Annotated in this window: 19 protein-coding genes; 7 read left to right on the top strand and 12 right to left on the bottom strand. The window is 58.7% G+C overall.

Translation table 11 applies throughout. The features are described from left to right. The first annotated feature begins 36 nt into the window (after window positions 1-36). Entirely contained in the window at window positions 37-483 is a 447-nt protein-coding gene (locus ABC336_RS15500) for a nuclear transport factor 2 family protein (protein ID WP_413239486.1), read from the top strand. Continuing rightward, window positions 480-1,340 (top strand): NmrA family NAD(P)-binding protein, encoded by an 861-nt coding sequence (locus tag ABC336_RS15495; RefSeq protein ID WP_413239485.1) that lies wholly within the window; start codon window positions 480-482, stop codon window positions 1,338-1,340. The genes ABC336_RS15500 and ABC336_RS15495 overlap by 4 nt, the downstream gene beginning before the upstream one ends. Before the next feature lie 54 nt (window positions 1,341-1,394). On the opposite strand, the gene ABC336_RS15490 is transcribed toward ABC336_RS15495, so the two are convergent. Together ABC336_RS15490 and ABC336_RS15485 are read right to left on the bottom strand one after the other, a co-directional pair. Then, window positions 1,395-1,742 carry a DUF4260 domain-containing protein gene (locus ABC336_RS15490; RefSeq protein ID WP_413239484.1) on the bottom strand — a complete coding sequence of 116 codons (348 nt, stop codon included), beginning with the start codon at window positions 1,740-1,742 and terminating at the stop codon, window positions 1,395-1,397. Continuing rightward, window positions 1,739-2,368: a TetR/AcrR family transcriptional regulator gene (locus ABC336_RS15485; protein ID WP_413239483.1), complete on the bottom strand. Its 630-nt coding sequence runs from the start codon at window positions 2,366-2,368 to the stop codon at window positions 1,739-1,741. Before ABC336_RS15485 ends, ABC336_RS15490 begins: the two co-directional genes overlap by 4 nt. A 164-nt stretch (window positions 2,369-2,532) precedes the next feature. Here ABC336_RS15485 and ABC336_RS15480 point away from each other — a divergent pair, with 164 nt between their 5' ends. Then, complete coding sequence (locus tag ABC336_RS15480) at window positions 2,533-3,309, top strand: SDR family oxidoreductase (protein WP_413239482.1); 777 nt, start codon at window positions 2,533-2,535, stop codon at window positions 3,307-3,309. A 350-nt stretch (window positions 3,310-3,659) separates the two neighbouring features. On the opposite strand, the gene ABC336_RS15475 is transcribed toward ABC336_RS15480, so the two are convergent. Genes ABC336_RS15475 through ABC336_RS15455 form a run of 5 tightly spaced genes read right to left on the bottom strand, consistent with a single transcriptional unit; the run spans window position 3,660 to window position 9,593 of the window. Beyond that, entirely contained in the window at window positions 3,660-5,075 is a 1,416-nt protein-coding gene (locus ABC336_RS15475) for a sialidase family protein (protein ID WP_413239481.1), read from the bottom strand. Continuing rightward, on the bottom strand, window positions 5,072-5,998 hold the full coding sequence (locus tag ABC336_RS15470) for a carbohydrate ABC transporter permease (RefSeq protein WP_413239480.1): 927 nt from the start codon (window positions 5,996-5,998) through the stop codon (window positions 5,072-5,074). Before ABC336_RS15470 ends, ABC336_RS15475 begins: the two co-directional genes overlap by 4 nt. Window positions 5,999-6,013: 15 nt before the next feature. Continuing rightward, on the bottom strand, window positions 6,014-6,967 hold the full coding sequence (locus ABC336_RS15465; protein WP_413239479.1) for an ABC transporter permease: 954 nt from the start codon (window positions 6,965-6,967) through the stop codon (window positions 6,014-6,016). Between the two features lie 21 nt (window positions 6,968-6,988). Further along, window positions 6,989-8,632, bottom strand: a complete 1,644-nt coding sequence (locus tag ABC336_RS15460) for a type 2 periplasmic-binding domain-containing protein (protein WP_413239478.1) — start codon at window positions 8,630-8,632, stop codon at window positions 6,989-6,991. A gap of 34 nt (window positions 8,633-8,666) precedes the next feature. Continuing rightward, window positions 8,667-9,593 (bottom strand): dihydrodipicolinate synthase family protein, encoded by a 927-nt coding sequence (locus ABC336_RS15455; RefSeq protein ID WP_413239477.1) that lies wholly within the window; start codon window positions 9,591-9,593, stop codon window positions 8,667-8,669. A 277-nt stretch (window positions 9,594-9,870) separates the two neighbouring features. Here ABC336_RS15455 and ABC336_RS15450 point away from each other — a divergent pair, with 277 nt between their 5' ends. Next, complete coding sequence (locus ABC336_RS15450; protein ID WP_413239476.1) at window positions 9,871-10,608, top strand: IclR family transcriptional regulator; 738 nt, start codon at window positions 9,871-9,873, stop codon at window positions 10,606-10,608. 230 nt (window positions 10,609-10,838) lie between these two features. Here the strand turns inward: ABC336_RS15450 and ABC336_RS15445 are convergent, their stop codons facing one another. The 5 genes from ABC336_RS15445 to ABC336_RS15425 all read right to left on the bottom strand — a co-directional run bounded on the left by ABC336_RS15445 (window position 10,839) and on the right by ABC336_RS15425 (window position 21,610). After that, window positions 10,839-18,182 carry an Ig-like domain repeat protein gene (locus tag ABC336_RS15445; RefSeq protein ID WP_413239475.1) on the bottom strand — a complete coding sequence of 2,448 codons (7,344 nt, stop codon included), beginning with the start codon at window positions 18,180-18,182 and terminating at the stop codon, window positions 10,839-10,841. Window positions 18,183-18,539: 357 nt separating this feature from the next. After that, a complete protein-coding gene (locus ABC336_RS15440) occupies window positions 18,540-19,859 on the bottom strand; it encodes a sensor histidine kinase (protein ID WP_413239474.1) in 1,320 nt (439 codons plus the stop codon). Window positions 19,860-19,871: 12 nt separating this feature from the next. Then, window positions 19,872-20,498 (bottom strand): response regulator, encoded by a 627-nt coding sequence (locus tag ABC336_RS15435; RefSeq protein WP_413239473.1) that lies wholly within the window; start codon window positions 20,496-20,498, stop codon window positions 19,872-19,874. Window positions 20,499-21,013: 515 nt separating this feature from the next. Then, the gene (locus ABC336_RS15430) at window positions 21,014-21,337 is read right to left on the bottom strand and encodes a type II toxin-antitoxin system PemK/MazF family toxin (protein WP_413239472.1); all 324 of its coding nucleotides are present in this window, start codon (window positions 21,335-21,337) and stop codon (window positions 21,014-21,016) included. Further along, window positions 21,338-21,610, bottom strand: a complete 273-nt coding sequence (locus ABC336_RS15425) for an AbrB/MazE/SpoVT family DNA-binding domain-containing protein (protein WP_413239471.1) — start codon at window positions 21,608-21,610, stop codon at window positions 21,338-21,340. Window positions 21,611-21,823: 213 nt separating this feature from the next. Between ABC336_RS15425 and ABC336_RS15420 the strand changes: the two genes are divergently transcribed. Genes ABC336_RS15420 through ABC336_RS15410 form a run of 3 tightly spaced genes read left to right on the top strand, consistent with a single transcriptional unit; the run spans window position 21,824 to window position 26,987 of the window. Then, entirely contained in the window at window positions 21,824-23,074 is a 1,251-nt protein-coding gene (locus ABC336_RS15420; protein ID WP_413239470.1) for a hypothetical protein, read from the top strand. A gap of 2 nt (window positions 23,075-23,076) precedes the next feature. Beyond that, window positions 23,077-26,076 carry a DEAD/DEAH box helicase gene (locus ABC336_RS15415; RefSeq protein ID WP_413242530.1) on the top strand — a complete coding sequence of 1,000 codons (3,000 nt, stop codon included), beginning with the start codon at window positions 23,077-23,079 and terminating at the stop codon, window positions 26,074-26,076. 59 nt (window positions 26,077-26,135) lie between these two features. Beyond that, complete coding sequence (locus ABC336_RS15410) at window positions 26,136-26,987, top strand: helix-turn-helix domain-containing protein (RefSeq protein WP_413239469.1); 852 nt, start codon at window positions 26,136-26,138, stop codon at window positions 26,985-26,987. Window positions 26,988-26,999 lie beyond the last annotated feature (12 nt).

Genomic DNA, 26,999 nt, shown 5'->3' with positions numbered 1-26,999 from the left:
TCCTTATTTTACACATGAAATGGAGGACGTCCACCTATGAATAACGACAAATCCAACGATCAGGTCCAAGAGCTCTCCGGAGCCGTCCAAGTCTTCGAGCAGGCCTTGGCTGGCTTCCGGGCCAATGATCCGCTGCCATGGATCGCGCTATTGGACGAAGATGCCGTGCTCGAGCTGCCCTTCAACCCGCCTGGAAAACCCAAACGTCTTGCTAGCAAAGCCGAGATCCTCGCCTACTATCAAACGACGCCCGGCCGCATCGACTTCAACAGCTTCACAGACGTCCTGATCCATCCGATGCTGGATCCCGACTGGGTTGTGGCCGAACTGACGGCAAGCGGAACGGTGCAGACGACAGGAGAGACATACAACAACAGCTATGTGGTTGTACTCCAGACAAGAGGAGGACGCATCTGTCTGCAGCGAGATTATTTCAATCCGCTTACAGCCATAGGCGCCCCTGGTCAGGAGGAATCCGCATGAATCGCCATCCCCACATCCTTGTCACCGGCGCTACAGGCAACACAGGCGGCGCCCTTGCCGCCATCCTGTCCGAGCAAGGCGTCCCGGTACGGGCAGCCAGCCGCAGCGGACAGCCAGGCTCGGGAGACCGAACGCTGATCACATCCGTAACTTTTGACTGGCATGATCCTTCGACATACGAACAGGTATTGCAAGGCATAGACCGCATGTACTTGGTGCCGCCTACCGGCGTCCTGGATTCGGTACCGGTGATGATGCCGTTTCTGACGCAAGCGCGCGCCGCTGGCGTCCGCCGGGTCGTACTGCTCAGCGCCACTGTGATCGAACGCGGCGACAGCGGTCTGGGCCAGATCCACGATGCGCTGCCAGACCTCTTCCCGGAGTGGGCTGTGCTCCGGCCGAGCTGGTTCATGCAGAACTTCGCCGGAGCGCACCCCCACAGCCATAGCATCCGCGAAGAGCATCTGATCCGCACGGCCACCGGCAGTGGTCGAGTCGCCTTCATCGATGCGAGGGACATCGCGCGCACCGCTGCGCACGCTCTACTATCTGAGCTCCCGCTCAATCGTGATCTCCTCCTGACCGGGCCCGAGACGCTAAGCTATGAGGATATCGCACGGATCATCAGCTCCGTCCGAACGTCTCCGGTTCAACATCAACAGGTGTCCGTCCAAGAGCTGGAGCAGATCCATATCGACTCTGGTCTGCCGGCAGCATTCGCTCATATGCTCGCCCAAGCCGATCAATGGATTGCGGCCGGCGCAGAGGACCGGATTACCGGAGAGGTCGAGGCCATGACAGGCACGCCGCCAACTTCCTTCGCAGATTTTGCAGCTCGGCACTGGTTCAAGGGGTAGCACGAAGCGGCGCAGGGAAATATCTGCGCCGCTCGCGGCTTTTCTATCGTCTCATCATAACCGCTGCAGATGCGTATCCTTGAAGCCCGTCTCGTACTTCAGGCCGAAGCCCAGCATCCGGTCCATCCCGATATGCGCCACCCAGATGAAGCCGATCATCATCAGCCAGCCGGCGGACAAAAGCAGACCTACCAGCAGAAGCAGCAGCGGGACGGTGTACGTATGTGCGGCATTATACACGTAAGCGCCTACCTTGTTGTTCACGGCATAACCGATCATGGACAGATCCGGCACGAACAGCAGCAGCAGGAACATCGCCCAACCGTAACCGCTGGAAAAGTAAAAATAGATGGCCAGCCCCAAAACGATCAAGCCCTCAAGTTGAATCAATCTCTGGTTCATCGCGAATCGTCTCCCTTCTCCCGGGCTGCCGCCCGAATCCCTCCCAGCATCCATCCGATGCCGCGTGACACCTGCTCATGCGAGAGCGGCTCCGGGCACAGCAGCGTCGGCGCCTGCAGCGTCAGTCCGTCAAACACCGCCTGCAGCAATCCCGCCAGGCTTGACTTCTCCTCGCTGCTGAGCGGCAGCTCCAGCCGGTCCAGGATCGCCACAATCCCCAGCTTCATCTCCTTGTAGATCGCCAGCAGCTCCCCCGCCAGCTTCTCGCTCACTACGCTCTCCGTCCACAGGCTGATGAGCAGTGCGAACCACTCAGGGTTCGCCTTGCGGAACTCTACGACATGGAGCAGGCCTTGGGCCAGCATCGCCTCCGGCGTCGCCTGTTGATCAATCTTGGAAAAAGCGGCCTTCATCCCCCGGTTGATCATCCACTCCCTCACCACCTCGACCAGCAGCGTCTCCTTAGTGCCGAAGTGGTAGCCGATCAGTCCTTGAGCCACCCCCGCTCGGGCTGCGATCTCCTTCATTGTCGCTTTAGGATACCCCACTTGGCCGAATAATGTGAAAGCCGCCTGCATAATGGCCTGCTTGCGTTCATCCTGATGTGGGGACTTTGTGTCCGTCATCTCACTGCACCCCTTATACTGTTTGTTCGAACAGCCAGTATTGAATGTCTTTATAATACGACTGTTCGGTCGAACAGTCAAGTTTATTTTCGGACAACGCCGATTTTGAGGTATAATGACGGTTGAAAGCGAATTCAACTAGCGGCCGAAAGCGAGGAGTAGATATGGGAATTCTGGAGAAAATGAGACTGGACGGCAAAGCGGCGTTCGTGACCGGCGGTGCGAGAGGCATCGGTAAAAGTATTGCCACTGCGCTGGCGGAAGCTGGAGCCGATGTGGCGATCGTCGATCTGGATATAGAAGAAGCTCAGCGGACAGCGGAGGAGCTGCGGGTATTGGGCCGGCAGGCAATCGCGGTGAAGACGGACGTCACCAGCCCCGCCGACGTGGGCGCGATGATGGAAGAGATTATAGCGTCGTTCGGGAAGTTGGATATCGCGTTCTGCAACGCCGGGATCTGCATCAACGCCCCCGCGTCGGAGATGACCTATGAGCAATGGAGCAAAGTCATCGATATCAATCTCAGCGGCGTATTTCTTACTGCCCAGGCCGCCGGGAAGCAGATGCTGAAGCAGGGGCACGGCGGTTCGATCATCACCACCGCCTCCATGTCGGCCCATATCGTCAACATCCCGCAGCCGCAGTGCTCGTACAATGCCTCCAAAGCGGGCGTGATCCAGCTGACGAAGTCGCTTGCTGTGGAATGGGCCGAGCAGGGCATCCGCGTGAATAGCATAAGCCCGGGCTATATCGGTACCGAATTGATCCTGAACTCCCCCGCGCTGACGTCGCTCATCGAGCAGTGGAACGCCATGTCGCCCATGCGCCGCATGGGACGCCCGGACGAGCTCCAGGCGATTGCCGTCTATCTGGCCGGGGATGCCAGCTCCTTTGCGACAGGCGGAGACTTTATCATCGACGGCGCGTTCACTTGTGTTTGATACACAGCTTGACCAGTCAAGACCCCAAGCCCCCCTCATCCGGGCGCTTGGGGTCTTCTTCGCGGTCAGCCAGCGTACGCACCTGCCGCCCCCCTTCCGGAGCAGCACCTTAATTTATTGTTATGACCTCAAAACCATTGTATTTCACCGGCCTGCAATCCCCCGTACAATAAACGTGCAACCGGGTAACCATGCATCATGCCACAAGGCTTCATCCATCAAATGCTCGAATACCTCTCTGCGGGCAGTTGTAAGTCTAGAAAATATATCTATTGCGATCGAAGGTCCTAATGATCCTAACCAAGGGACGGAGCCTATCTCTAGACCTAATGATTGCGCTAAGCTCTCGACTACCGGGGAACGTAGCGGCGGAAGTCCGCAATCCGGTGAAACGTCGCATAATTCGCATCGTGAAAATTACGGGCGCCGTTCATCGCCGTGCGGCACTGGTACAGAATATCGGCGCCGTCGATCAGGAAGCTGACGTACTGGAATCCGACCTGGCGCGGATCCTCCTCGCGATAATCGAGCAGCCGCTTCACGATCTCGAAGCGCTGCAGATCGCGCGAGACGGCCAGCGACAGCACATTACGCTGATTCGGCGTTGCCTCGTCCACCACTTCGCTGACGATCGACCAATAAGCGTCCGACGGCGCGTCGTAGAGCAGATCGAACTTGGAGTTGCTGCCGCCGTTGAAGTCAACGATGCCGTGAAAGCGCAAGGGCGCTTCCGGCTCGTCCAGATCGCCGCGCAGCACCAGCGCCTTGCCGTAGGCGGGCTCGCATCCGTTCATCTGATAGCGCAGCACATTGTACAGCGCGCCGTCGACCCCGACGACCGCGTTGCCCTCTAGGCCGCCGCCGCACTTGCCGGCTACCGCCCCCTCCCAGCCTGGATCGTAAGCCAGGAATGTCGTGCAGCGCCAATTGTCCGCGACCAGCAGATCGGCCTCGCCGTCGATGGACAGCAGCCCATTCGCATGCCCGCCGGTCGACCACGAGCCATAGTCGATCGCCGTATGCAGCCGGCCGCCCGCCGCGATCACCGGCATCGGTGCCTTGTGCGGGCCGCGATCGACCTTGGAGCCCGCTCCTGGCAGGATCGTGACTGGCGTGCTCCATGTCAGACCTTCGTCATGCGAAGCGCCGATCATCAGATCGCCGTATTCCGTCGCATGCGCCAGCATATACAACGTATCCTTCCAGACGAACAGCTTACCCCAAAAGCACGGGAACAGCTCGGTGACGTAGCGCCAGCTCGCGCCGTCGTCGTCGGAGCGGTAGAGCAGCGTCAGATTCTGCGGCGCACCGCCAGCGAAGACGTCCATCGCCGCGAGCAGCGCACCGCCCGGCAGCCGCACGAGCGAAGGGCTGCACAGACTGCGGCCGGAGAAGGCGTAGATCTCGTCCTCCGGGTGCAAGTAATTGATGACCGCGCCGACGGCGGCGCCGGTGCGGGCGAGCCGGACCGCGCTGCGCCCGCTGCCGTCCAGCCGCTCGACGTACAGCTCGTAGTCGCGCTGCGGCTCGAGCCCATGCAGGACCGCTTCCGCCCCCTTCAGCTCGAGACGCGCATACGGCGCGTCGGCCCCGCGCAGGCGGTAGTACAGCGCATGCGCATATGTGCCGTTGCTACCCTTGTCAAACCATTCCAGCGCGAGCTCCCGCTCGCCAGGCGCCAGCCGGCAGATATAAGGCAGCGTACGGCTGCTGATCCGGTCGAGCGGGCTGTACGGACGATAGTGCCAAGCCGATTGACCTCTCATATGAAGATAACCTCCCTAATTTCTACCCTTTGACCGAGCCGATCATGACGCCCTTGACGAAGTACTTCTGCACGAACGGATAGAAGCACATGATCGGCAGCGTCGAGACGATAATGACTGCGTACCGCATCGACTCCACGAGATAGATCTGCGCCGCCGCGTCGCCGCCCATACTGTCCGTATTGCTGGCAGTGCTGAGCGCGGACTGGCTGACGATCAGATCGCGCAGCACCATCTGCAGCGGCATATGCGCCTCCTTGTTCAGATAGATCATCGCGTTGAACCAGGAGTTCCAGGCTGACCGCGGCGAAGAGCACCAACACCGCGATCAGCGCCTGCGACACCGGCATGACGATCCGGAAGAAAAACGAGAAGTGCGAGCAGCCATCGATCGAGGCCGCTTCGAACAGTTCTTCGGGAATCGACGACCTGATGAACGTGCGACTGATGATGATATTGGTCACATTGACCGCGCCCAGCAGCACGATGATCGCGGGATTGCCGTACAGCCCGATCTCTCGCATCAGCAGGTAGGTCGGGATGAGACCGCCGTTGAAGAACATCGTGAACAGCAGGAACGCGGTGATCGCCGTCTTGCCAGGGAACGGCTTGCGCGCCAGCGCGTAACCGGCCAGCAGGCTGACCAGCACGGAGATCAGGGTGAACAACGTCGTATAGATTAGTGTATTTCGATACCCCGTCCAGATCGGCGAATAATTTATGACCTCCATATACCCTTTGAAGCTGAAGTTCTGCGGCCACAGCAGGACGCGACCGGTGGCGACCAGCTTTGGATCGCTTATGGAGGCAATAATGACGAAATACAGCGGATAGGCCACAATGAGCAGCAGTACGAGCAGCACTACCGTGTTGATGATGTCATAGAGCCGATCCCGCGACGTGGATTTGATGGCGGTCGACATACAGCACTCCCTCCCTTACCATAGCGATTCCTGACCGAGCCGCCGGCTGACCTGATTCACCAGCAGGATCAGAATGAAATTGATGCCCGAATTGAACAGGCCGATCGCGGAGGAAAGGCTGTACTGCGCTTCCCGTATGCCGACCTTGTACACGTACGTATTGATGACCTCGCTTGCGCTCAGGTTGAACGCATTCTGCATCAGGAACACCTTCTCGAAGCCGATATTCATGATCGTGCCCGATTCCAGGATGAGCAGAATGACGATCGTCGGCAGAATGAGCGGCAGATCGATGCGGAAGACACGCTGGAACTTGCTCGCCCCGTCGATGACCGCCGATTCGTGCAAGGCCGGGTCTACCGCGCTGAGCGCACCGAGGTAGATAATGCTGCTCCACCCCAGCGTCTGCCACACACCGCTCCACACATACAGATGCGGGAAGCTGGACGCATTCATCAGCACGTCGAGATTGCCGTCCATCAGCCCCAGTCCGGCGAGCAGATTGCGCACGATGCCCATCGAAGGCGAGAAGAAGATGTTGAGCATGCCGACGATGATGACAATGGAGATGAAATGAGGCGCATAAGTGATCGTCTGCACGATTTTTTTGAGCCGTTGACTCGGCGTGCTGTTGAGCGCCAGCGCCAGAATGATCGGCAGCGGAAACGATGCAATCAGCATATAAAAGCTGAGCAGAAGCGTATTTTTGAGAATGACGCTGAACATCGGCATGTCGAAAAAGCGGTCGAAATACTTCAGGCCGGCCCACGGACTGCCCATGATGCCCAGATGCGGCTTGAAATCCTTGAAGGCCACCGTGATGCCGTACATCGGAAAATAGTTGAACACGATAACCAAAGCGACGGCGGGCAGCAGGAACAGATACAGCTCGCGGCTTTTCCAGATGCGGAACCCGAGGGATTTGTTTTGCTTTTTGACCGTCGGTTCGGTACGATGGGCTCTGTCCACGCTTCTCCCCCTCCTCTCGCGTTACTTGGCGATGACATCGTACGCTTTTTGCTTCAGCTCGATGAAGGCATCCAGCCCGAGCTGCTTCATATGGGCCACATAGGTGTCCCAGGAGGCGTCGATATCCTGGTTGCCTGTGATGAAGTCGGCGAACATCGCCTTACGGTAATTCGTCAGATCGGTCTTGTACTGATTCAGCATGTTGATATCGTCCTGACCGAGCGCGCCCTGCACGTAGACCATCTCATTGGGCAGGACCACGTCCTTGTACACGTTCTGATACGCCCAGCCTCGAGAATTCTCCACATCATAGGAGAGCTCCTTCCAGATCTCGTCGTAGAAGCGCTGGTCCTTGAGCGCCACGAACGAGTTGTGCAGGCCGAGCTCGCCCGCATTGGCGGCCATCTGCTCCGGCGACTCCTCCCAGAAGATCTGGTGCGCCTTGCCTTCCTCATCCGTATCCCACACGATGCCCTTGGTGCCCCGGCTGACGGTCAAGCCGAGCTCGGTGTCCGATGCGATCGCCTCCAGCAACCGGACCGTAGCGACCGGATACTTGTTGTTCGAGGTGATGATCGCGGTATGGGCCGGCCCGGGCATGTACGCCTGACTGCGCAGCAGCGGCTCTTGGCCGTTGCCGCTATCCAGCGGCCCCATCGGCACGCCGATCTCCGGCTGCCGGTTGGCATAGGAGTGATAGGCTGCGACGATCGGCGGATTGGAGCTGATCTTGGAGGCGTACGTCGTAAAGTCGTCGGTAAAGACCTCTGGCGGAATCAACCCTTCCGCATACAGGCCGCGCAGATACTTGAGCGGCTCCTTGATCGCCGGATTGGTCGACTGGTCCTTGACGACACCGTCCTCGACGACGACATAGTCCGGGTCGGTGACATAGACGCCGAAGCTGCCGTAGATATCGAACTGGCCGCCGACGTAGTTGTCGAAGTAGATGTAATACGGAATGACATCCTCAGGAATCGAGCCTTTGCCCGCATTGGCCTTGATGGCGATGAGCGCTTCCTTGAATTCCTCCGTCGTCTGCGGTACCGGCAGGTTCAGCTCTTCCAGCCAGTTGCCCATGATAATCCATTGGTCGCGCAGATCGCGGTCAAATGGCGCAAAATCGATGTACGGCAGGCTGTACAGCTTGCCGTTGGTGGCGAGCGAGCCGTTATAGACGAGCGGATTATCCTCCATAAACTTGTTCCAAGTCGGCGCGTATTCCTCCAGCAGCGGCTTCATCTCCACGAAGCTGCCGCCCTCGACGGCGTTGGCCATCTGATTCGGATTGATGCCCACATTCATGATCAGATCCGGGAAGTCCCCGCTCGCGAACATCAGGTCCGCCTTATCCTTGTCTTTGACGATCTCGACCTCCACCCGGATGTTCGTCTTCTCCTCGACATAATCCCAGATCGCCGTCGTATCCATCTCCGGACGCAGCGAGCCGTAGGTGACGGCAGCCGTGATCGTGATTGGCTCCTTCGTAATCGGGTAGCCTTCGAGATTAGTCATGCCACCGTCCGGTAGTCCGGACGTGTTTTCCCCGCTCTCCGCTGCCGGCTGTGCCTCGCCCGCATTGTTCGAGCAGCCCGCGCCGATACCGGCCACCAGCACCAGCGACAGTGCGACTCCACCGATGAAGCGCATACGTTTTCCAATCATTTGCGTAACCTCCCTTTGTCTTGTGCCTAGCGCGTTACGTCACCGTGATGCGCAGCGACTGCCGCATTCGCGTCGCCAGCTCGACCAGTTGACGGATCTCCAATTGCTTCGACGCCGCGAAGCCGTCCGCATCGAGGACGCGGCTGCTGAGCCCCAGCGGCACCTCCTGCAGCGCCAAACTGTACTTGGCGTTGACCGGATAGTACTGGTACTCAGCCAACGAGCATACGCCAAGGAACTGCTGCAGCCGCTCCGCCTCCTTCGGTTCGTCGTGATATTGGCGGCATAGCCAGTCGTACAGCTCCGGATGAAAGTTGGCCATGACGCCGCTATAGCCTGACGCTCCGAGCCGCAGGCTCTCCAGCAACGTGGCGCTGTTGGCGTTATACAGCTTGATCCCGGAGCCTTCGAGCAGCCGCAGCTTTTCGCTCATCTGGCCGAGCTCGGAGCAAGTATCCTTGAGGAACAAGAAGCGCCCCGACGCCATGCACGCCTGCAGCACCCGCGGCGTCAGTACCCGCTTGTAGGGATACGGACACTCGTAGAGGCCGAGCGGAACGGATGGAAAAGCCTCTAAAAACGCTTCCATATTCGCAATCAGCCGCTCGTCGTCCTCGTCCTCCGCAGCGAAGCGATTGGGCAGGATGACGTACGCACTCACGCCCTCGCACATGATCGCCTCGGCCTCGCGCACCTGTTGCTCCAGCGTGTCGGCAATATGGCCCGATACGACCACCTGCATGCCTTCCGGGGCGTGCTCGACAATGAAGCGCACGAGCGCCGCTCGCTCCTCCAGCTCAAGACGGAACATCTCGCTGGATTGGCAGACCGCGAACACGCCGGCCGCCCCGCGCCTATCATAAAACTCCAGAAGCCGCTGCACTGCAGGATAATCAATCTCGCCCGTCTCGGCGAACGGCGTAATCATCGTCGGCCATACGCCATTTCGGATTTGCTGCAACCATCTTCACCTCTTTGTTCTCTAATTTAGAACGGTGTTCTATAAAATATTAATCGCTTACTTATAATATCACGCACCACTCTAATTGTAAACCCTTTCAAATCTTAAAATACTCCCTCTTTTCCGCACAATTTTACTCTATTTCAAGAAACGACGAATTTCTTCCCTGTTTCAATTTATGCTTTACATCGGTCAAACCAATCGTTCATAATAGAATGACGTTCTAATATTTAGAATTTCACTTCAAAGGAGTTTAATGATGGCTGAAGAACCTAAGGTGAAGACCTTAAAAAAGGCGCTGGATGTGTTGGAGATATTTTCGGTGTCCGCGCCGGAACTCGGCATCTCCGAAATCGGCGAGAAGCTGGGGCTGTATAAAAGCAATGTGCATAACATCGTGTCGACGTTCGAGCAATGCGGTTACATCGAGCGTAACCCCGAGTCCGGGAAATACCGGCTCGGGATGAAGATCCTGGAGCTGGCATTCGTTATCAACTCCAGCCTCGGGTTGCACAATATGATCTATCCGCCGCTAAGCGAGCTGTCCTCCGAGGTGAACGAAGTCGTCTATTTTGCGGTCCCCCGCATACCGCATGTGCTGTACCTCGAAGGCGTGTACCCGGCCAACTCCTACAGCGTGCGCTCGATGACGGGCGAGACGGCCGAGATGTATTGCACCTCGCTAGGCAAAGCCATCCTGGCGTATCTACCGCCTGATGAGGCGATGAAGGCGATCGGCATGCAGAGTATGACGGCGCACACGCCCAACACAATCACCGATCGAAGCGCTTTGCTGCACGAGCTGGACACGATACGCAGCCGTGGCTACAGCATCGACAACATGGAGCATGAATTCGGGATCAAGTGCGTCGGCGTCCCTGTCTTCAAGCGCGACGGCTCGCTGCTAGGCGGCATGAGCATCTCCGGCCCATCCCTGCGCATGGACGACAGCACCACCCAAGCCTACGCCCTGAAGCTGCGCAGCTGCAGCCAGAAGATCAGCATGCGCGTCTAGGGAAGCAGCTACGTGCCCTGCTAGCGCGCGCTGTATGTGCAAATCGAGCTGCCTTAGTGCAATTTGTTACAGCTGGAGGGCAGCACCTTGGAGCGCGGTGATCGACCGATTTGCCTGGCGAATCTAAGAAAAGCGGTTGCTCTGACCTTGTGGCTAGGGCAACCGCTTATACCGTTTACGGCTCCAACACACGCATGAGGATCGTCGCTGCCTCAGCACGCGTAGTCGGGTCATAGGGCGCAAACCTGTTGTCTGAGCGCGGTGATCAAGCCGGCTCCACGCACAGACGCTGCCGCGCCTTTGGCCCACTGCGGGATCAGGCTATCATCCGCAAAGTCCGTCGGTCGAATGGCGTCGACCCCCAGCCCAAGCGCACGCGCCACCATCATGGCCATCTCCACCCGTGTGATCGGCGCTTCCGGACGGAAGCTGCCATCACTATATCCGGTGACGATACCTGCTTGCTGTGAGGCATAGACTGCAGACTGGGCCCACGCGCCGATCTTGGCATCATCCGTGAATGCCATCCGCGCATCGCTTGATTCTGGCATCTGCACCACACTGGATAGCATGACGAGGAACTCGGCCCGCGTAACAGGATGATCCGGACGGAAGCTGCCGTCCGGGTAGCCGTTCACGACGCCCTTAGCTGCCGCTCGGCGTATCGTGTCTCCTCCCCAATGGCTTCCCGTGTCGGTGAAGGTCACGCTTTCCAGAGACGGAATCTCCGTCTCCCTCTTATCAACGGCGAATACTGCGAACTTGGTGAGATGGTCTACAGATACGGAGATCGTATTCCCGTCGATGACACCGCCGATATCGATCCATACTTGCTCGTCTTCATCATAATAGAAGATGGACACCATGTCCTCCGAAGTCAGTCTGGAGGAGTCGAATACGAACGATATCGTAATAGCTTTGTTGAACGTCCCTTCCAGGTTAGAGAGAATTTCGTAGATACTGCTGACCAGTGTATGGGGCGACAAAACCCGTTCGGCGCTTGCCGCGACTTCCTCTATCGTCATGCTTATTTCTGTATCGCTCATCTCTCCCGGTATGGACACCGATATCCGCTCACCGAGGCTGACAGTTCCGGTTCCTCCAGGCGGAATAACAATATTCCCTTCCCTATTCACAATGGGATCCACTGTGTCCCCTGCGGGCAACTCCGGAGCGGATGGTGGGAATGGAGGCAACGACGGCGGGGACACCGGGGCATTCACTACCAGTGCAAAAGATTCGGACTCACTTCCATAAAAGCTCTCATCCCCCGTGTATTCAACCGAGATCTCATAACGTCCGGCACGCCAGCCTTGCGGAAAACGAAGCTCAGCGACGCCATGATCTGCCGCAGTTATGACCACTTCGCCGATCTCGTCATGCTGGTCGAAAAAGGTGACCGTCCCAGTCAGCCCACCGGCCGCAGGCGAGACTGCAAGGATCTCTGCTGTCAAGGCAACAGGACTGCCCGCAGCGATATTCCCCCCATTCGCCTTGACGGAGGCTGTCGTCTGCCCCTGGCCAACCGTGAGCGTCAACGGGCTGGATGTGCTGGCCTTGAAGAACTCGTCACCGTTGTATGATAGCTCCAAGGTGTAGGTGCCGACAGGCAGCTCATCGATGGCGATGACAGCTTCCCCGTCGACCAGCACGCCAGTACCTACCGTTTCGGTGCCGTTATGGAGTGCTACTGCGCCGGACGGCATACCGCTGCCTGGAGCATCTGCTCCGACTTTGGCTGTGATCGATACCGTCTCACCTGCCACGCTCGTCTCTGACGAGATTACAGCATCGGTTATGGAGTCCGCCTTGTGTACAGTCACCGCGACCGTCTGGCTGGCCGGGGCATACGATCGATCCCCGCTGTAGTGGACATCGATCAGATGGTTCCCTACAGGCAGAACGTCCGTAAGCAGCATCCATACGCCGTCCTCCAACGCGCCTGACCCTATCAGATCTGTACCTAGTTGCAGCGTCACGGTGCCCGTCGGTGTCCCCTTGCCGGAGACAGCAGCTGCAACTGTTGCCGTAATCGACACACGTTCGCCGTAGACGACCTCTGCTAGAGAAGCCGTTACGTCCAAGATCGAGTCAGCCTTGACAACTTCTTGTGTTATGGCGCCGATGCCGGAAGCGAAGGAATTGTCTCCGCTGTATTCTACCGTGATGGTGTGCGTGCCTACTTCCAGACTGTCCACATCCAGCGTCGCACTGCCCCCGCTTAATGGGGCAACGCCTAGCGTTGTTGATCCGTTTGCGAAGGTTACGCTGCCCATTGGCGCTCCGGCTCCCGGCGGCGCGGCCGTCACCATCGCTGTCAACGTCACCTCTTCCCCGTATACGCTCACGCTCCGGGAGCTTGCGACATCCAGCGTCACCTCCGCTTGGTCCACCGTCTGATCCACGGTGCTGCTGCTGCCTCCGAACGAGCCGTCGCCCGTGTATTCCGCTGTGATCGTATGGGTCCCGACCGCCAGATCGCTCACTTCCACAGTCGCCACACCACCGCTTAACGGGACGGTATCCAGCGTGTCCGCTCCATTCCGGAACGTCACGCTGCCGCTCGGCATTCCCGAGCCCGGCGCTGCGACCGTCACCGTCGCCGTGAACGTCACCAGCTCGCCAGAGACGCTGGTGGCCTGCGAGGTCGCAACGCTCGTCGTGGTGTCCGCCTGATCCACCGTCTGATCCACATCGCCGCTGCTGCCCGTGAACGAATCGTCGCCCGTGTATTCCGCCGTGATCGTATGCGTACCGACAGCCAGATCGCTCACTGCCAGCGTCGCCTCGCCATTGTCCAACATGATTGTGTCCAGCACGGCCGTACCGCTCCGGAACGTGACACTGCCGCCCGGCGTCCCCGCACCTGGCGCCTCAACCGTCACCGCGACGGTGAATGTCACCCGCTCACCAGAGACGCTGGCGGCCTGCGAGGTCGCGACACTTGTCGACGTACCCGCCTGACCCACGGCCTGCTGCAGCGTATCTGCACTTCCAGCGTACCGGCCCGAGCCGTCGTACTCCGCCGTAATCGTGTGCGTGCCGACAGCCAGATCGTCCACGCCGCTCAACACCGCTTTGCCGTCCGCCAGCTCTTCCACGCCCAGCACCGCAGCTCCGTTCCGGAACGTTACCGTGCCCTCCGGCGTGCCGCTGGCTGCGGCTACGTCCGCCGTGAACACCAGCGCTTCCCCGAAGACGACCGGACCCGGCGGTACCGTCAGCACCATCGTCGTATCGAGCTTATTCACCGTCTGCTCCACCGTGCCGCTGCCAGATGCAAAGGATTGGTCTCCGCTGTACTCCGCCGTGATGGTGTGCGTGCCCACAACCAGCTCATTGGTTGCAACAGCGGCTTCTCCCCCTGACAACGGCGCCGTCCCGATGGCCTCTCCATCGTTCCAGAAAGTTACGCTGCCCGTTGGTGTCCCCGCTCCTGGTGCCACCGCCGTCACCGTCGCGGTCAATGTCACCTCTTCCCCGTATACGCTCACGCTCCGGGAGCTTGCGACATCCAGCGTCACCGCCGCTTGGTCCACCGTCTGATCCACGGTGCTGCTGCTGCCTCCGAACGAGTCATCGCCCCTGTATTCCGCTGTGATCGTATGCGAACCAACCGCCAGATTGGACAACGCCAGTGTCGCCGAGCCACTGTCCAAGGGGACAGTATCCAATACCTTCGTTCCGTTCCTGAATGTCACGCTGCCGCTCGGCATTCCCGAGCCCGGCGCTGCGACCGTCACCGTCGCCGTGAACGTCACCAGCTCGCCAGAGACGCTGGTGGCCTGCGAGCTAGACACGGTGATCACGGTATCCGCCTTACCCACCGTCTGATCCACATCGCCGCTGCTGCCTGCGAACGAATCGTCACCCGTGTATTCCGCCGTAATCGTATGCGTGCCAACTTGCAAATCGCTCACTTCCAGGATCGCTTCACCGTCGTCTAACGTTACGGTGTCGAGCACTGCTGCTCCGTTCTTAAACGTGACACTGCCTCCCGGCGTCCCCGTACCTGGCGCCGCGACCGTCACCGTGGCGGTGAATGTCACCCGCTCACCAGAGACGCTGGCGGCCTGCAAGGTCGCGACACTTGTCGACGTACCTGCCTGACCCACAGCCTGCTGCAGCGTATCTGCACTTCCAGCGTACCGGCCCGAGCCGTCGTACTCCGCCGTAATTGTGTGCGTACCGACTCCCAGATCGTCCACGCCGCTCAACACCGCCTTGCCGTCCGCCAGCTCTTCCACGCCCAGCACTGCAGCCCCGTTCCGGAACGTTACCGTGCCCTCCGGCGTGCCGCTGGCTGCGGTCACGTCCGCCGTGAACACCAGCGCTTCCCCGAAGACGACCGGACCCGGCGGTGCCGTCAGCACCATCGTCGTATCGAGCTTATTCACCATCTGCTCCACCGTGCCGCTGCCAGATGCAAAGGATTGGTCTCCGCTGTACTCCGCCGTGATGGTGTGCGTGCCTACTTCCAGACTGTCCACATCCAGCATCGCACTGCCCCCGCTTAATGGGGCAACACCTAGCGTTGTCGAGCCGTTTGTGAAGGTTACGCTGCCGGTCGGTGTTCCGGCTCCTGGCGGCGCGGCCATCAGCGTCGCGGTCAACATCACCTCTTCGCCGTATACGCTCACGCTCCGGGAGCTCGTGACATCCAGCGTCACCGCCGCTTGGTCCACCGTCTGATCCACGGTGCTGCTGCTGCCTGCGAACGAGCCGTCGCTCGTGTATTCCGCTGTGATCGTATGGGTCCCGACCGCCAGATCGCTCACTTCCACAGTCGCCACACCACCGCTTAACGTGACGGTATCCAGCGTGTCCGCTCCATTCCGGAACGTCACGTTGCCGCTCGGCACTCCGGCCCCCGGCGCCTCGACCGTTACCATCGCTGTGAATGTCACCGGCTCACCGTACACGCTCGTGTCCTGCGAGCTAGACACGGTGATCGCGGTGTCCGCCTGATCCACCGTCTGATCCACATCGCCGCTGCTACCCGTGAACGAATCGTCGCCCGTGTATTCCGCCGTGATCGTGTGCGTACCGACAGCCAGATCGCTCACTGCCAGCGTCGCCTCGCCATTGTCCAACATGATTGTGTCCAGCACGGCCGTACCGCTCCGGAACGTGACACTGCCGCCCGGCGTCCCCGCACCCGGCGCCTCCACCGTCACCGTGGCGGTGAACGTCACCCGCTCACCAGAGACGCTGGCGGCCTGCGAGGTAGCCACACTGGTCGACGTACCCGCCTGACCCACGGCCTGCTGCAGCGTATCTGCACTTCCAGCGTACCGGCCCGAGCCGTCGTACTCCGCCGTAATTGTGTGCGCACCGACTCCCAGATCGTCCACGCCGCTCAACACCGCCTTGCCGTCCGCCAGCTCTTCCACGCCCAGCACTGCAGCCCCGTTCCGGAACGTTACCGTGCCCTCCGGCGTGCCGCTGGCTGCGGATACGTCCGCCGTGAACACCAGCGCTTCCCCGAAGACGACCGGACCCGGCGGTGCCGTCAGCACCATCGTCGTATCGAGCTTATTCACCGTCTGCTCCACTGTCCCTCTGCTAGATGCAAAGGATTGGTCTCCGCTGTACTCCGCCGTGATGGTGTGCCTGCCTACTTCCAGACTGTCCACATCCAGCGTCGCACTGCCCCCGCTTAATGGGGCAACACCTAGCGTTGTCTGTCCGTTTGTGAAAGTTACGCTGCCAGTCGGTACTCCGGCACCCGGCGACATGACCGTCACATCTGCTTGAAATGTGATGCTCTCTCCTGGCTGGATGCCGTTCTTTGAAGATTCGACATCGATCTTTGTATTCGCCTTATCCACCGTCAGATTAATCGTATTGCTGCAGCCCGCGACAGAGCCGTCTCCACTATATTCAACCGTGATCGTATGAGAACCTACCTCCATATCGCTAACAAGCAGCGTGGCCCAGCCCTCGCTTAACGTTGCTACGCCTAGCGTAGTCATCCCCTTCTTAAACGCCACATCGCCGGTGGGCATTCCGGCTCCCGGAGCCGAGACTGCTACAGATGCCATCAGACTCACTCTCTCCCCAAAAACGCTGTATTCGGCAGCATATGGAGTGACGACGGACTCGGCCTTGGCCACGGTCTGCAGGACCGTACCGTCGCTGGGCTCAAACACAGAGTCCCCATCAAAATGCGCGGTAATGGTATGTGTACCTACAGCCAGATCGTCGCTCGTCAAGACAGCCTGTCCTCCGTCCAGCGTTCCTGAACCGAGCACATCTGTCCCGCTGCTGAATATAACCGATCCGGTCGGAGCCTCGCCGCCGGGCCCTGCCCCGTTCACGGTTGCCGTGAATGTGGCCGGCTCGCCCCAGGTTGTGTTCGCCTTTGAGGTTTGTACAGTTATGGAGCTAGCCATCCTGGCAACCTCGATCACCATAGCTGCAGATATGCTCTGGGCGTGATCGCCCGATCCTTGATACACCGCCGTAATCGATCGGGTACCGCCATGCAGCGCGGATGTCGTATAACTGGCTGTTCCGCCCGCCAGGTTGACCTCGCCTACCTTGATGTTGCCGTCCATCAAAGCGACCGTTCCCATCGGCGTACCGATCCCGTTATTCGCTGTCACGGAGATATCAAAGGTCACTGCATCGCCGTATTGGATGGAATCGGAGCTGGCCGCTGCCGTCACCGTCGTTCCCGCGTCCTTGAACACCCGCACGCCACCGTACCGATAGACGAGGTAAACATCCTTCGTAACCGGATGAACCGTGAGACCATGCACGGAATCGTTATATTCAGCGTAGATATGTTCGCCAAGGGTGCGGCCGTCCGTTGCCGATATTTTACGGAACCCGACACTGCTGCTATTGCTTATCGCTACATACAAAGCGCCATCGTGATAAGCCAGTCCGGTCAGGTAATTTCCCCCGAAATGCCAACTTTCAAGCAGGTTTTTATGCTTATCGAATTTATGGACATAGCTATGAGACATCACATAGAGATTGTCCTCTTCGTCAATCGCAACGTCCTGGCCATCTGTTGTATTGTTAGATGTGCTGAAGTCGAAATAGATGGAGGGTTGACCTGAGGGACTCACTCTCATCATGTGATAATAGCCGGCGGTGTACATTGTCCCCTCGCTATCCAATGCCATTCCATAAACGGCCCCGCCCACCAGATAGCCTACAGGGATGTCCTCGCCAATGGGTTGATAATTATTGTTGAGATCATAGCGATTGACCGATGATCCATCTACCATGTAGAGGATGTCATCCTTGATCGCCATATATCCTGGACGACCCCATGTTTCGATCTTCCCATTCTCAGTCCCGTCCGGGTTATACACCACGATACGGGATTGCCCGTTTTCCCCGACATAGATCCTCCCGCTCTCATCGATCGCGATGCCCCTTGGCCCATTGAATGGCATTCCCTCAAATGAGGTATAACTGCCGACTTGTCGATAGCTCGCTGCGGCCTGCTCTGGCCGCTCCAATATCCCTGCAGCCAGGAAAAAGATGAGCAGCGCAAAGATCAGCCGTTTCCACCAACGACTCCCTCTCTTTTGCCGCGTGGCCGTTATTTGTTTCATTTTCCGTTCCCCCCACCCACTAATGCTTACGTATCTTCAGTATATTTCTCATGTCCAATCGACGTAAGTAGACACTTTTAGGTGTACCTTCGACAAGCAAGAACGATATCGTCGTTCCAAGTCCATGCTTACGAAAGAGCCGGGTATTGGCCGTAAGTCGCTGATACTGTTGTGGCTAAGCGGCAACGGCGCGACCCTTCGGGGGACCCGGGATGAAATAATCTCCGAAGAAATACAAGCCAAGTAGATGTGAGAATGCTTTCTTGTTATTTTCAAAAAAAAAAGCCTCCTTAACGGAGACAGATGGATCAGTAAGCTGTAAAGGAAGAAAAGTACGTTACCGCTCCACGGCTTACCCTAGGGAAACAGCAGCGTAACGGTCGTTCCGGCTCCTGGTTGACTCACAACGCTCACCTTGCCCCGGTGGGCAGTCATAATTTTTTTCACGTGGAACATACCAAGTCCGAAGTTGTGTCCCGACTTGTGCTTCGTAGAGTAGAACGGTTCGAACAGGCCCTTCAACTGATCCTTGCTCATCCCTTTCCCGGTGTCGGTAATATGGATCCTCACTCTCCGTTGCACTTTCTCAACTGTAACTGTCACCTGCCCCCGTCCGTCCATCGCTTCGATCGCATTGCTTATAATATTCGAGAGACACTCCGCGATCAGCGTACGATCGACCAGCAGCATCGCAGGCGCGTACTGCTTGGCAAACGAGACGGACGTGTGAGCAAACTGTTCTGTCACCTCATCCAGCAGGACGGAGAGGTCGGTCGCCTCGGGCTCTACAGATAGCCGGCTCCGGGTAAGATAGGACAGCCTGGACACCATGCTCATGAGATGCTCATTGGATCGCAACAGACTTTTCACTTGATGATTGGCCATGTCATACTGCTTCGATTCGAGGCTTCGCTGGATATTCAGCGCATGCAGCTTGTTTTTGGCGACCACATTTTTGAACGCATGCTGCATCAGGCTCGTCCCGACCTGCATCTTGGTCAGTGCAGCTGAGGATTGGAAACGGGTAAAGACATTATACACATATAGCACCAAGCCCAGCACCAGGCTGATCAGACAGATAAAAGGGATAAAGGCAAGCAATTGTACGGGGGATTGAAAATAAATTCCTTCCAATTGCAAAAGCAGCAAAAACGTGAGAGGGATCAGGATCATCAGGCCAATCCCAAGATAAGGAAGCCGATTCCCTATGCCAGGCCCGGCCCTCCACACCCGCTTCCCAAACAGGGCCATCGACGCCGCCATGTACGGAACACCCCAACTCAGGATGTATGTATAATTCATCCTGGATACCGGGTACACATCGCTGAAGAAAAAGGAAAACAAGACCGGGACGAGCAGCAAGCCGGTCAGCATGGGATTCGAATAGCCGGCAAAATGCATAAAGAACCCAAGAGCCAAATAATAGGGAAAGCTATGAATGAGAATATTCAACCCGGTAGTCGCCACCTGTAGCGCAGTCATCCCGGCCGCCTCCACACGGACCGCTTCCATATATGGCAGAGCGAGCTTCTCCAGGCCGACCTGCAGACCGCTCAGGCCGGCAGTGATCATAAGCAGCGCGCCCCAGATGAGCAGACTGTTTTCCCTTCGCTTCACGAGCAGATAGATGCCCAGCGGCGTCATGACAACGAACAATAACAAGAATGCAATGATCATCCCTTGCTCCCCTTACTCCAGCAGCCCCCATTTTTGACACTTGTCCGCCAGTTCTCTGGTGGAACGGCTCCAGTTGAATTTGACCAATAGACGACCGACATGCTTCTTCACCGCCGATAGGCTCACACTGTTCATATCCGCAATCTCCTGCTGCGTCTTACCCTCCAGGATCAGCTTGAGCAGCACGACATCATAAGGGGTGATGAGTTTTCTTTTCTTATCGTAGACGAGCTTTTTCAACCTCGTGCCATATTTGCTCTCCAGATCGCTCGTCGCGTTAGCGATGATGGTCGGGATCTGTTCGAATTCATCCTTGTACACAAAGTCGTATGCGCCATTCAGGAACGCTTCATTAAATACTTCATCATCGTCATCCAGAGAACTCAGAATAATGACTTTTATGGCAGGATACTTGTGTGCAATATCGAGCGCCGCATCCAATCCGGACGCATCGGCATCGCCCAGCATAATATCCATCAGCACGATATCCACCGGAGCTTCGTCAAGCGCTGACATACAGGTCTCCTTGCTGTCTACGCAAGCAACGATCTCAAATCCGGATTCGTCTGCGAAGAAAACCTGCAAGCCCTGGCTCCATTCCACATCGTCCTCGACAAGCATCACGCGGGCTCGCGTCATGCCACCCACACTCCCCTCATCCATAGCAATAGGTGTAGCTTCCATCTATTATAATAGTCAGCACCTTTAAGCGTAAGTAGACACTTTAGGGTCTACCTATTCTAATGCTTAGAGGGTTTGGGCGGTACTGTAAGCACCATTTTGGCGCTTAGAGCGGTCAGCTGATGCTTGGGCCAAGGCTGTAAGCACCATCGTGGTGCTTTCAGGGCCCTCACCTTTATCGCCAGGACATGTTTTTCAAGCCTGACTTTTGCACTTGTCGGGGGGAGTGAGCCGATGCTTGGCGCCCGCATTCCGAATTCCCGCTAAGCACGCGCTCTTTTAATAATAGGCCCTAGAGTGAATGTAAGCTGAGGACAGAAAATAGCGGCGCAAGGGGATCCCCTTGCGCCGCTATTTTCTTCGTTGCGATGTGGTGCTCTAATTGAACCATTGCCCGTGGCGGAGCCTTCCGCAGACGGTAGGCTTCTTTACCCATGCCAACACCTCGCAGGCGGCGGCGTAGCTATGACAAGCTACAAAAAGGTGTGTATTTTGTCTAAACACGCGTTGACTACTTCATGGGAAGCTTTTCCTGCAATATCAATACGTCTAGCTCGCCAATCCAGATTTTTAATCTGATCCGTTAGAATAACTCCTTTAAAAATCAGTCCATCGGGCAGCAATACCTCATATCCCCAACCTCGAACCGTATGCGTAATTGGACAAACCGATACAAACCCCGTCGCATCATTAAATGCTTTTGGTGAAAGTACGATTGCGGCTCTCCTACCCGCTTGTTCATGACCTGCCTGTGGATTAAAGTTGATCCATACGAGATCTCCTCGATCTGCACTCATCTACAGCAATTCCTGCCCTTCAACACCGAAATCCACTTCCTCGTGGCGATTTTCAGGTTTGCATTGGGCCAGCAATTCTTCCAAGGTTGGTTTTTTCTTATGGGGTCTTACGATCAGCGTATGGTCATCACTTACAATCAAATCGACTTCTGATCCTTGACTGATCGCGAGCTTTTCCGCAATTTGGCTGGGAATACGAAGGCCCAGACTGTTTCCCCATTTCTGAACGGTGGTCGACATCGAGAGCCCTCCCTCTTTTTTACTTTCTCTCATTTTATCACACCTCCAACCATGCGTATATACCAGTATATACAAAGAGGTTCAATAGCATACCTTAAAGCGAACTGTAAACATGCCTCTCACCACAACCATGGATAGCAGCCTCTTCTCTTGCACTGGGCGAGTATGTCATCTTACTAAATATTCGTTATAATAAAGAAATCGATTGACGAGCGGACCGGCTCTATAGAAAGGAATACCCCATTCATGACGAAAATGGAATCTGATCGCTTGGCAGAGCTCAGCGTCGCCCAGTGGCAGGACTGGATCGCCAAGCACGCCGAAAACGCGCTCAGCACCCCCTACCAAAAAGAGTATGGCAACGAGGTTCGATTCGCGGTACGCGAAAACTTGCCAGAGCTGACTGCCGAAGAAGACTGGCTGTTCGAGCTGAATGTTCACCTGTTCCTGCTCCGCCAGCAGTCGACCAGCGGCTACTCGAGCTACTTTGCCCAAATTGCGGCCTCGGAGACGATGCAGGCGGTTGCAAGCCACCTGACAGACGGATTGACGCTGAACCTCCGGGCCAGACAGTGGGATCGGCTCTTGGAGACTTCCACGTACATTCGAGAAACAGCGGTCACGCATGCATGGTCACCAGCCGCCTATCTGGATATCTATGTGGAACTGTGGATTCGGATGATCGCTCCTGCGGCGGATAGCACCCGTCTCTTCGAGGATGAACTGGAGCGGCTACATGAGGCTGAGGCGGCGGTCATTGCGGCAGAGAAGGCAGAGGCATCCCAATCCGGCTCAACCTATGGCCATGGGCCGCGCAAGACACACAAGCTCTTCCCGCTGGTCGCCCGCGCCTGGATGCACTTCTGGCTGGAGGAGGACCAGCAGGCGTGGCAGCTGCTCGAAGCGGCCGAGCGGCATCGGCTGAAGCCCGACCAGGTGCTGCGCTTCCTGAGAGTACTGGAGGAGGCCGGCGCCTGGAGCCGGCTGGAAGCTTGGCTGACCGGTTGTGCGACTGAGCGGGTCGGGCGCCATCACGGCAGCCTGTACCCTTATGGCCACTACTGGGACGCCGTGATCCAGCGATTGCCGGAGGCGGAGGAGCGCATGTGGCAGGCGATGACGAGCTTGCTCCCCTACTCCCGCGACCTGTATGAAGAGATGTTGATGCGCTACAGCCACTGGCGGCAGTGGGTCGATTACCACCTCAGCCGGGGCAGCGATCCGCTCGACTTCCGAGCGAAGGATCTGCAGCCCATCGAGAAAGGCGCGCCGGAAGCGCTGCTGCCTTTTTACCACCAGGGCGCCGAGCGATATGTCCTGCTCAAGAACCGCGACGGCTACAAGCGGGCGGTGAAGCTGCTCAAACGGCTGGCCAAGCTGTACAAGAAGTTGAAGCGCGAGGACCGGTGGGAGTCGTACATCGAAGCATTCGCAGGCCGGCATAGCCGGCTGAGGGCCTTGCAGGAAGAGCTGCGGAAAGGAAAGCTGATCCCATGACGATGACCAACTATAATGTGGAGAGCATCGCGGTCCGATTGGTGCTGACGTCGCACGGCGACGCGCTGTTCTTCACAGATCCGGACACGATGCAGGCGGCGAGCGGACTCCTGCTGAAGCACCGCTTGTTCGCCTGGCATGAGCCGTCCTTCTACGGCACGGAGCTCGAGCTCCGCAAGGTCGGGGAACTGGAGGCTGTCGTACTGCCCTCAGAAGAGGTTATCCCTTACTTTGCCCGGTGTCCGCAGCTGGCGCATATCGAATGGAGGTGGGAAGGCGATGCGGCCAGGCTCTCCACCTTGGCGCCCCTGCTCAACGAAGTGTTGGAGAAGCGGTTGTATGCGCCTGATCTTGCTGCCTACCGCAGCGGCGAGCTGGCCTGGAGCTGGGATGTAGGGGCGATCGGAGCGACCCTGGGAAAGGAGCGCCAGAGCGAGCTGGACCTGGCGCGCGGCGGCTGGAGCGAGGAGGCGCGTGCCGGGCTGAAGGCGGCCTTCTCGGCGACCGTCACGAGCCGCTGCTACGGCACGGAGGCCGACGAGGCGGAGCTGCGGCGGGAGTTCCCGGCGCTGTTCGCGCGCGAGCATGCAGCGGCGGCGACGGCAGGACTGGATAGCGAGTCCTGGCTCGTGCAGATCGGCTGGAAAGCGGACGTCGCGCCTTTCCGCCCGATGCTGCAGCTGATCGAGCCGTGGGAGGGCGACGAGCACTCACGCTGGCGGCTGCGGCTCGTGCTGCAGGACAAGAGCGATCCGGCGACGCTCCGCCGGGTGAAGCTCAGTGGCAACGGCGAGGCGACCGGCAAGTGGCCGGATAGCTGGACGGAAGCCATCCGCAGCCGCTCTGCCGGCTGGCTGGACCGGCTGCGGGCCTGCTTGCCGCCCGAGAGGCTGTGGCGCGGTGAAGATGTGCTCGGCGCGCCGCTGGACGACGCGGCGGCTTGGCGGTTCCTGAATACCGACAGCCGCCGGTTGCTCGAAGCCGGCTGGCAGGTGCTGCTGCCCGCCTGGTGGGAAGCCGCCAGCCGCAAGAAGCCGCGCCTGCGGGCGGCGGTGCAATCCGAAGACGAGTCCAAGAAGCGCGGTGGCGGCAGCAAGTCGCTGTTCGGACTGAACGCCATCCTGAGCTTCGACTGGCGCATCTCCATCGGCGAAGCCGACCTGAGCGAGCAGGAATTCGATGCGCTGGTCGCACGCGGAGAGCGTCTCGTAAAGTTCCGGGACCGCTGGATCGCACTCGACCCCGCCCTGATCGCCCAGATCCGCCGCATGATGGAAGGCATGGACAAGCGCGAGGGGCTGAGCTTCCAGGATGTGCTGCAGCTGCACCTGCTCTCGCAGGCCGAGATGGCGGGCGATGCAGCTGAAGGGGCAGACGGCGGCGCGGAGGCATCCGAAGCCGATCCGGCCCGTGTCCAGCTCGAGGTGGAGCTGAATGCGCATCTGACGGGCCTGATCGCCCGGATCAACCAGCAGCGCGAGTGGCCGCCGCTTGATCCTCCGGCCGGCCTGCGCGCCGAGCTGCGCAGCTACCAGCAGGACGGCTTCGCCTGGCTGGCGTTTCTGCGCCGCTTCGGGCTCGGGGCCTGTCTCGCGGACGACATGGGCCTCGGCAAGACGGTGCAGTTGATCGCCTACCTGCTGCACAACAAGGAACAGACGGAGGAGGCCGCGCAGCTCCCTTCACTGATCATCTGCCCGACATCGGTACTTGGCAACTGGCAGAAGGAGCTGTCCCGCTTCGCCCCGTCGCTGCGGGTGGCGATGCATTACGGCTCCAGACGGGCAAGCGGTGCAGCATTCCAGGAGGAGGCCCGCAGGGTAGACGTCATGCTGACCTCGTACGCTACCGCCTCGCTCGACCAGGAGACGCTGGCACAGTTCCAATGGGGAGCAGTCTGTCTGGACGAAGCGCAGAACATCAAGAACGCCCAGACCAAGCAGGCGGCGGCGGTCAAAAGCATCCCAGCGCTCCACCGCGTCGCGCTCACCGGGACGCCGATCGAGAACCGGCTGGCAGAGCTATGGTCGATCTACGACTTCATCGTGCCGACCTACCTCGGATCCGCCAAGGCGTTCCAGGACCGATTCGCCGGGCCGATCGAGCGGGAGCGGGACGGGAAGCGGACGTCTGAGCTGCAGCGGCTCGTCAAGCCGTTCCTGCTGCGGCGCAAGAAGAAGGACCCTGCCATCCAGCTCGACCTGCCGGAGAAGAACGAGATGAAGACGTACGTCCCGCTCACCTCTGAGCAGGCGGCCCTGTACGATAATAGCGTCAAGGAGCTGCTGGAGCGGCTGAAGAAGCTGGACGGGATCCAGCGCAAGGGCGCGATCCTCGGCGCGCTGACGCGGCTCAAGCAGGCCTGCGACCATCCGGCGCTGCTGGATGAGGATACAGGCGGGGATCCGGAGGAAGGCCCGGCATCACCGGAGGCGATCGCCGCCCGCTCGGCCAAGCTGGAGCGGCTGGTGGCGATGGTCCGGGAGCTGCGCGAGGCGGACGAGCGCTGCCTCATCTTCACACAGTACATCGGCATGGGCAAGATGATCCAGGATGTGCTGCAGCGCGAGCTGGACGAGCCCGTGCTGTACTTGAACGGCAGCACGCCGAAGGCGCAGCGGGACCGGATGATCGAGCGGTTCCAGTCCCGCGAGCTGCCGCCCGCCGAGCAGCCCAGCGTGTTCATCCTGTCGCTCAAGGCGGGCGGCGTCGGGCTCAACCTGACAGCGGCGAACCACGTCTTCCACTTCGACCGCTGGTGGAATCCGGCTGTCGAGAACCAGGCCACCGACCGCGCCTACCGGATGGGCCAGACACGCGACGTCCAGGTGCACAAGTTCATCTCGCTCGGCACCCTCGAGGAGCGCATCGACGAGATGCTCGAGAACAAGCAGCAGCTCAGCGACAACGTCATCACCAGTTCAGAGGGCTGGATCACGGAGCTGTCGACCGAGGCGCTGTCCGAGCTGTTCACGCTGCGGCGGGACTGGTCGGCGGATTGAGCCAGATTAGTCTCGCTTACACAGATTTGGAAATGTTGATTAAGGAGGTCTCCCGTCCAATGGAGAACCGTCACACCTCCTCCGCCTTGGGGGAATTCATCACCTCGCGCCGCCATCGGCTTCAGCCGGAGCAGGCGGGGATTCCGCGATTTCCCGGCAGGCGGCGCACCCCGGGACTCCGCAGGGAAGAAGTCGCATATCTCGCCCATGTCAGCGTCACTTACTATACCTGGCTCGAGCAGGGCCGTGAGACGAACCCTTCCCCGGAGGTTTTGTCCCACATCAGCCAAGCGCTGCAGCTGGACGCGGACGAGCGGAAGCACTTATTCGATCTCGCCAGACCCACTCCCGTCTATTCGGAATCAAGCTTCGAGCACCACGATTCCGAATTTCTGCAAAACCTTGTGAATCAGTTGCGCTATCCTTCTTTTATTGCCAATGAGGTTGCCGATGTCATCGTGTGGAACCAGGGAGCGGAGCTCGTGATTGCCGATTTTGGCCGTCTGCCGGCAAATGAACGCAACATGATGACGCTGCTGTTTCTGGATCCGGAATACCCCAGAAGATTGGTCAATTGGGAGGCATTCGCTCGTTACATGACGGGGTTGATCCGGGCAAGCTTCGAGCGTTACAGGGACAACCCGATGTACATGGAACGGTTCGAGCGTTTGCAGAAGAACAGCGAGGACTTCGTACGTTTGTGGGAGAGACATGAGATCCGGCAAAAGAGCACCGCCGTCCCGGTACATTGCCGGCTGCCGGACGGACGGGAACTGACGTTCACGATTCATTGCGCCGCCGCCATCGACAACGACCCTGGGCTGCACTGGTGCTTCTTCGTGCCGACGCCAGGTTCGGGCACGGAGGAGCGGCTCGCGCGCCTGCTGGCTCAAGGCTCCGAGTTGCCTTAGCTATCCTAGCCT

Origin of the sequence: Paenibacillus jepli (assembly GCF_047238105.1) — a bacterium.
In the GTDB taxonomy this organism is placed as follows: Bacteria; Bacillota; Bacilli; order Paenibacillales; family Paenibacillaceae; genus Paenibacillus_D.
This window is presented reverse-complemented; position numbering and strand designations above follow the sequence as displayed.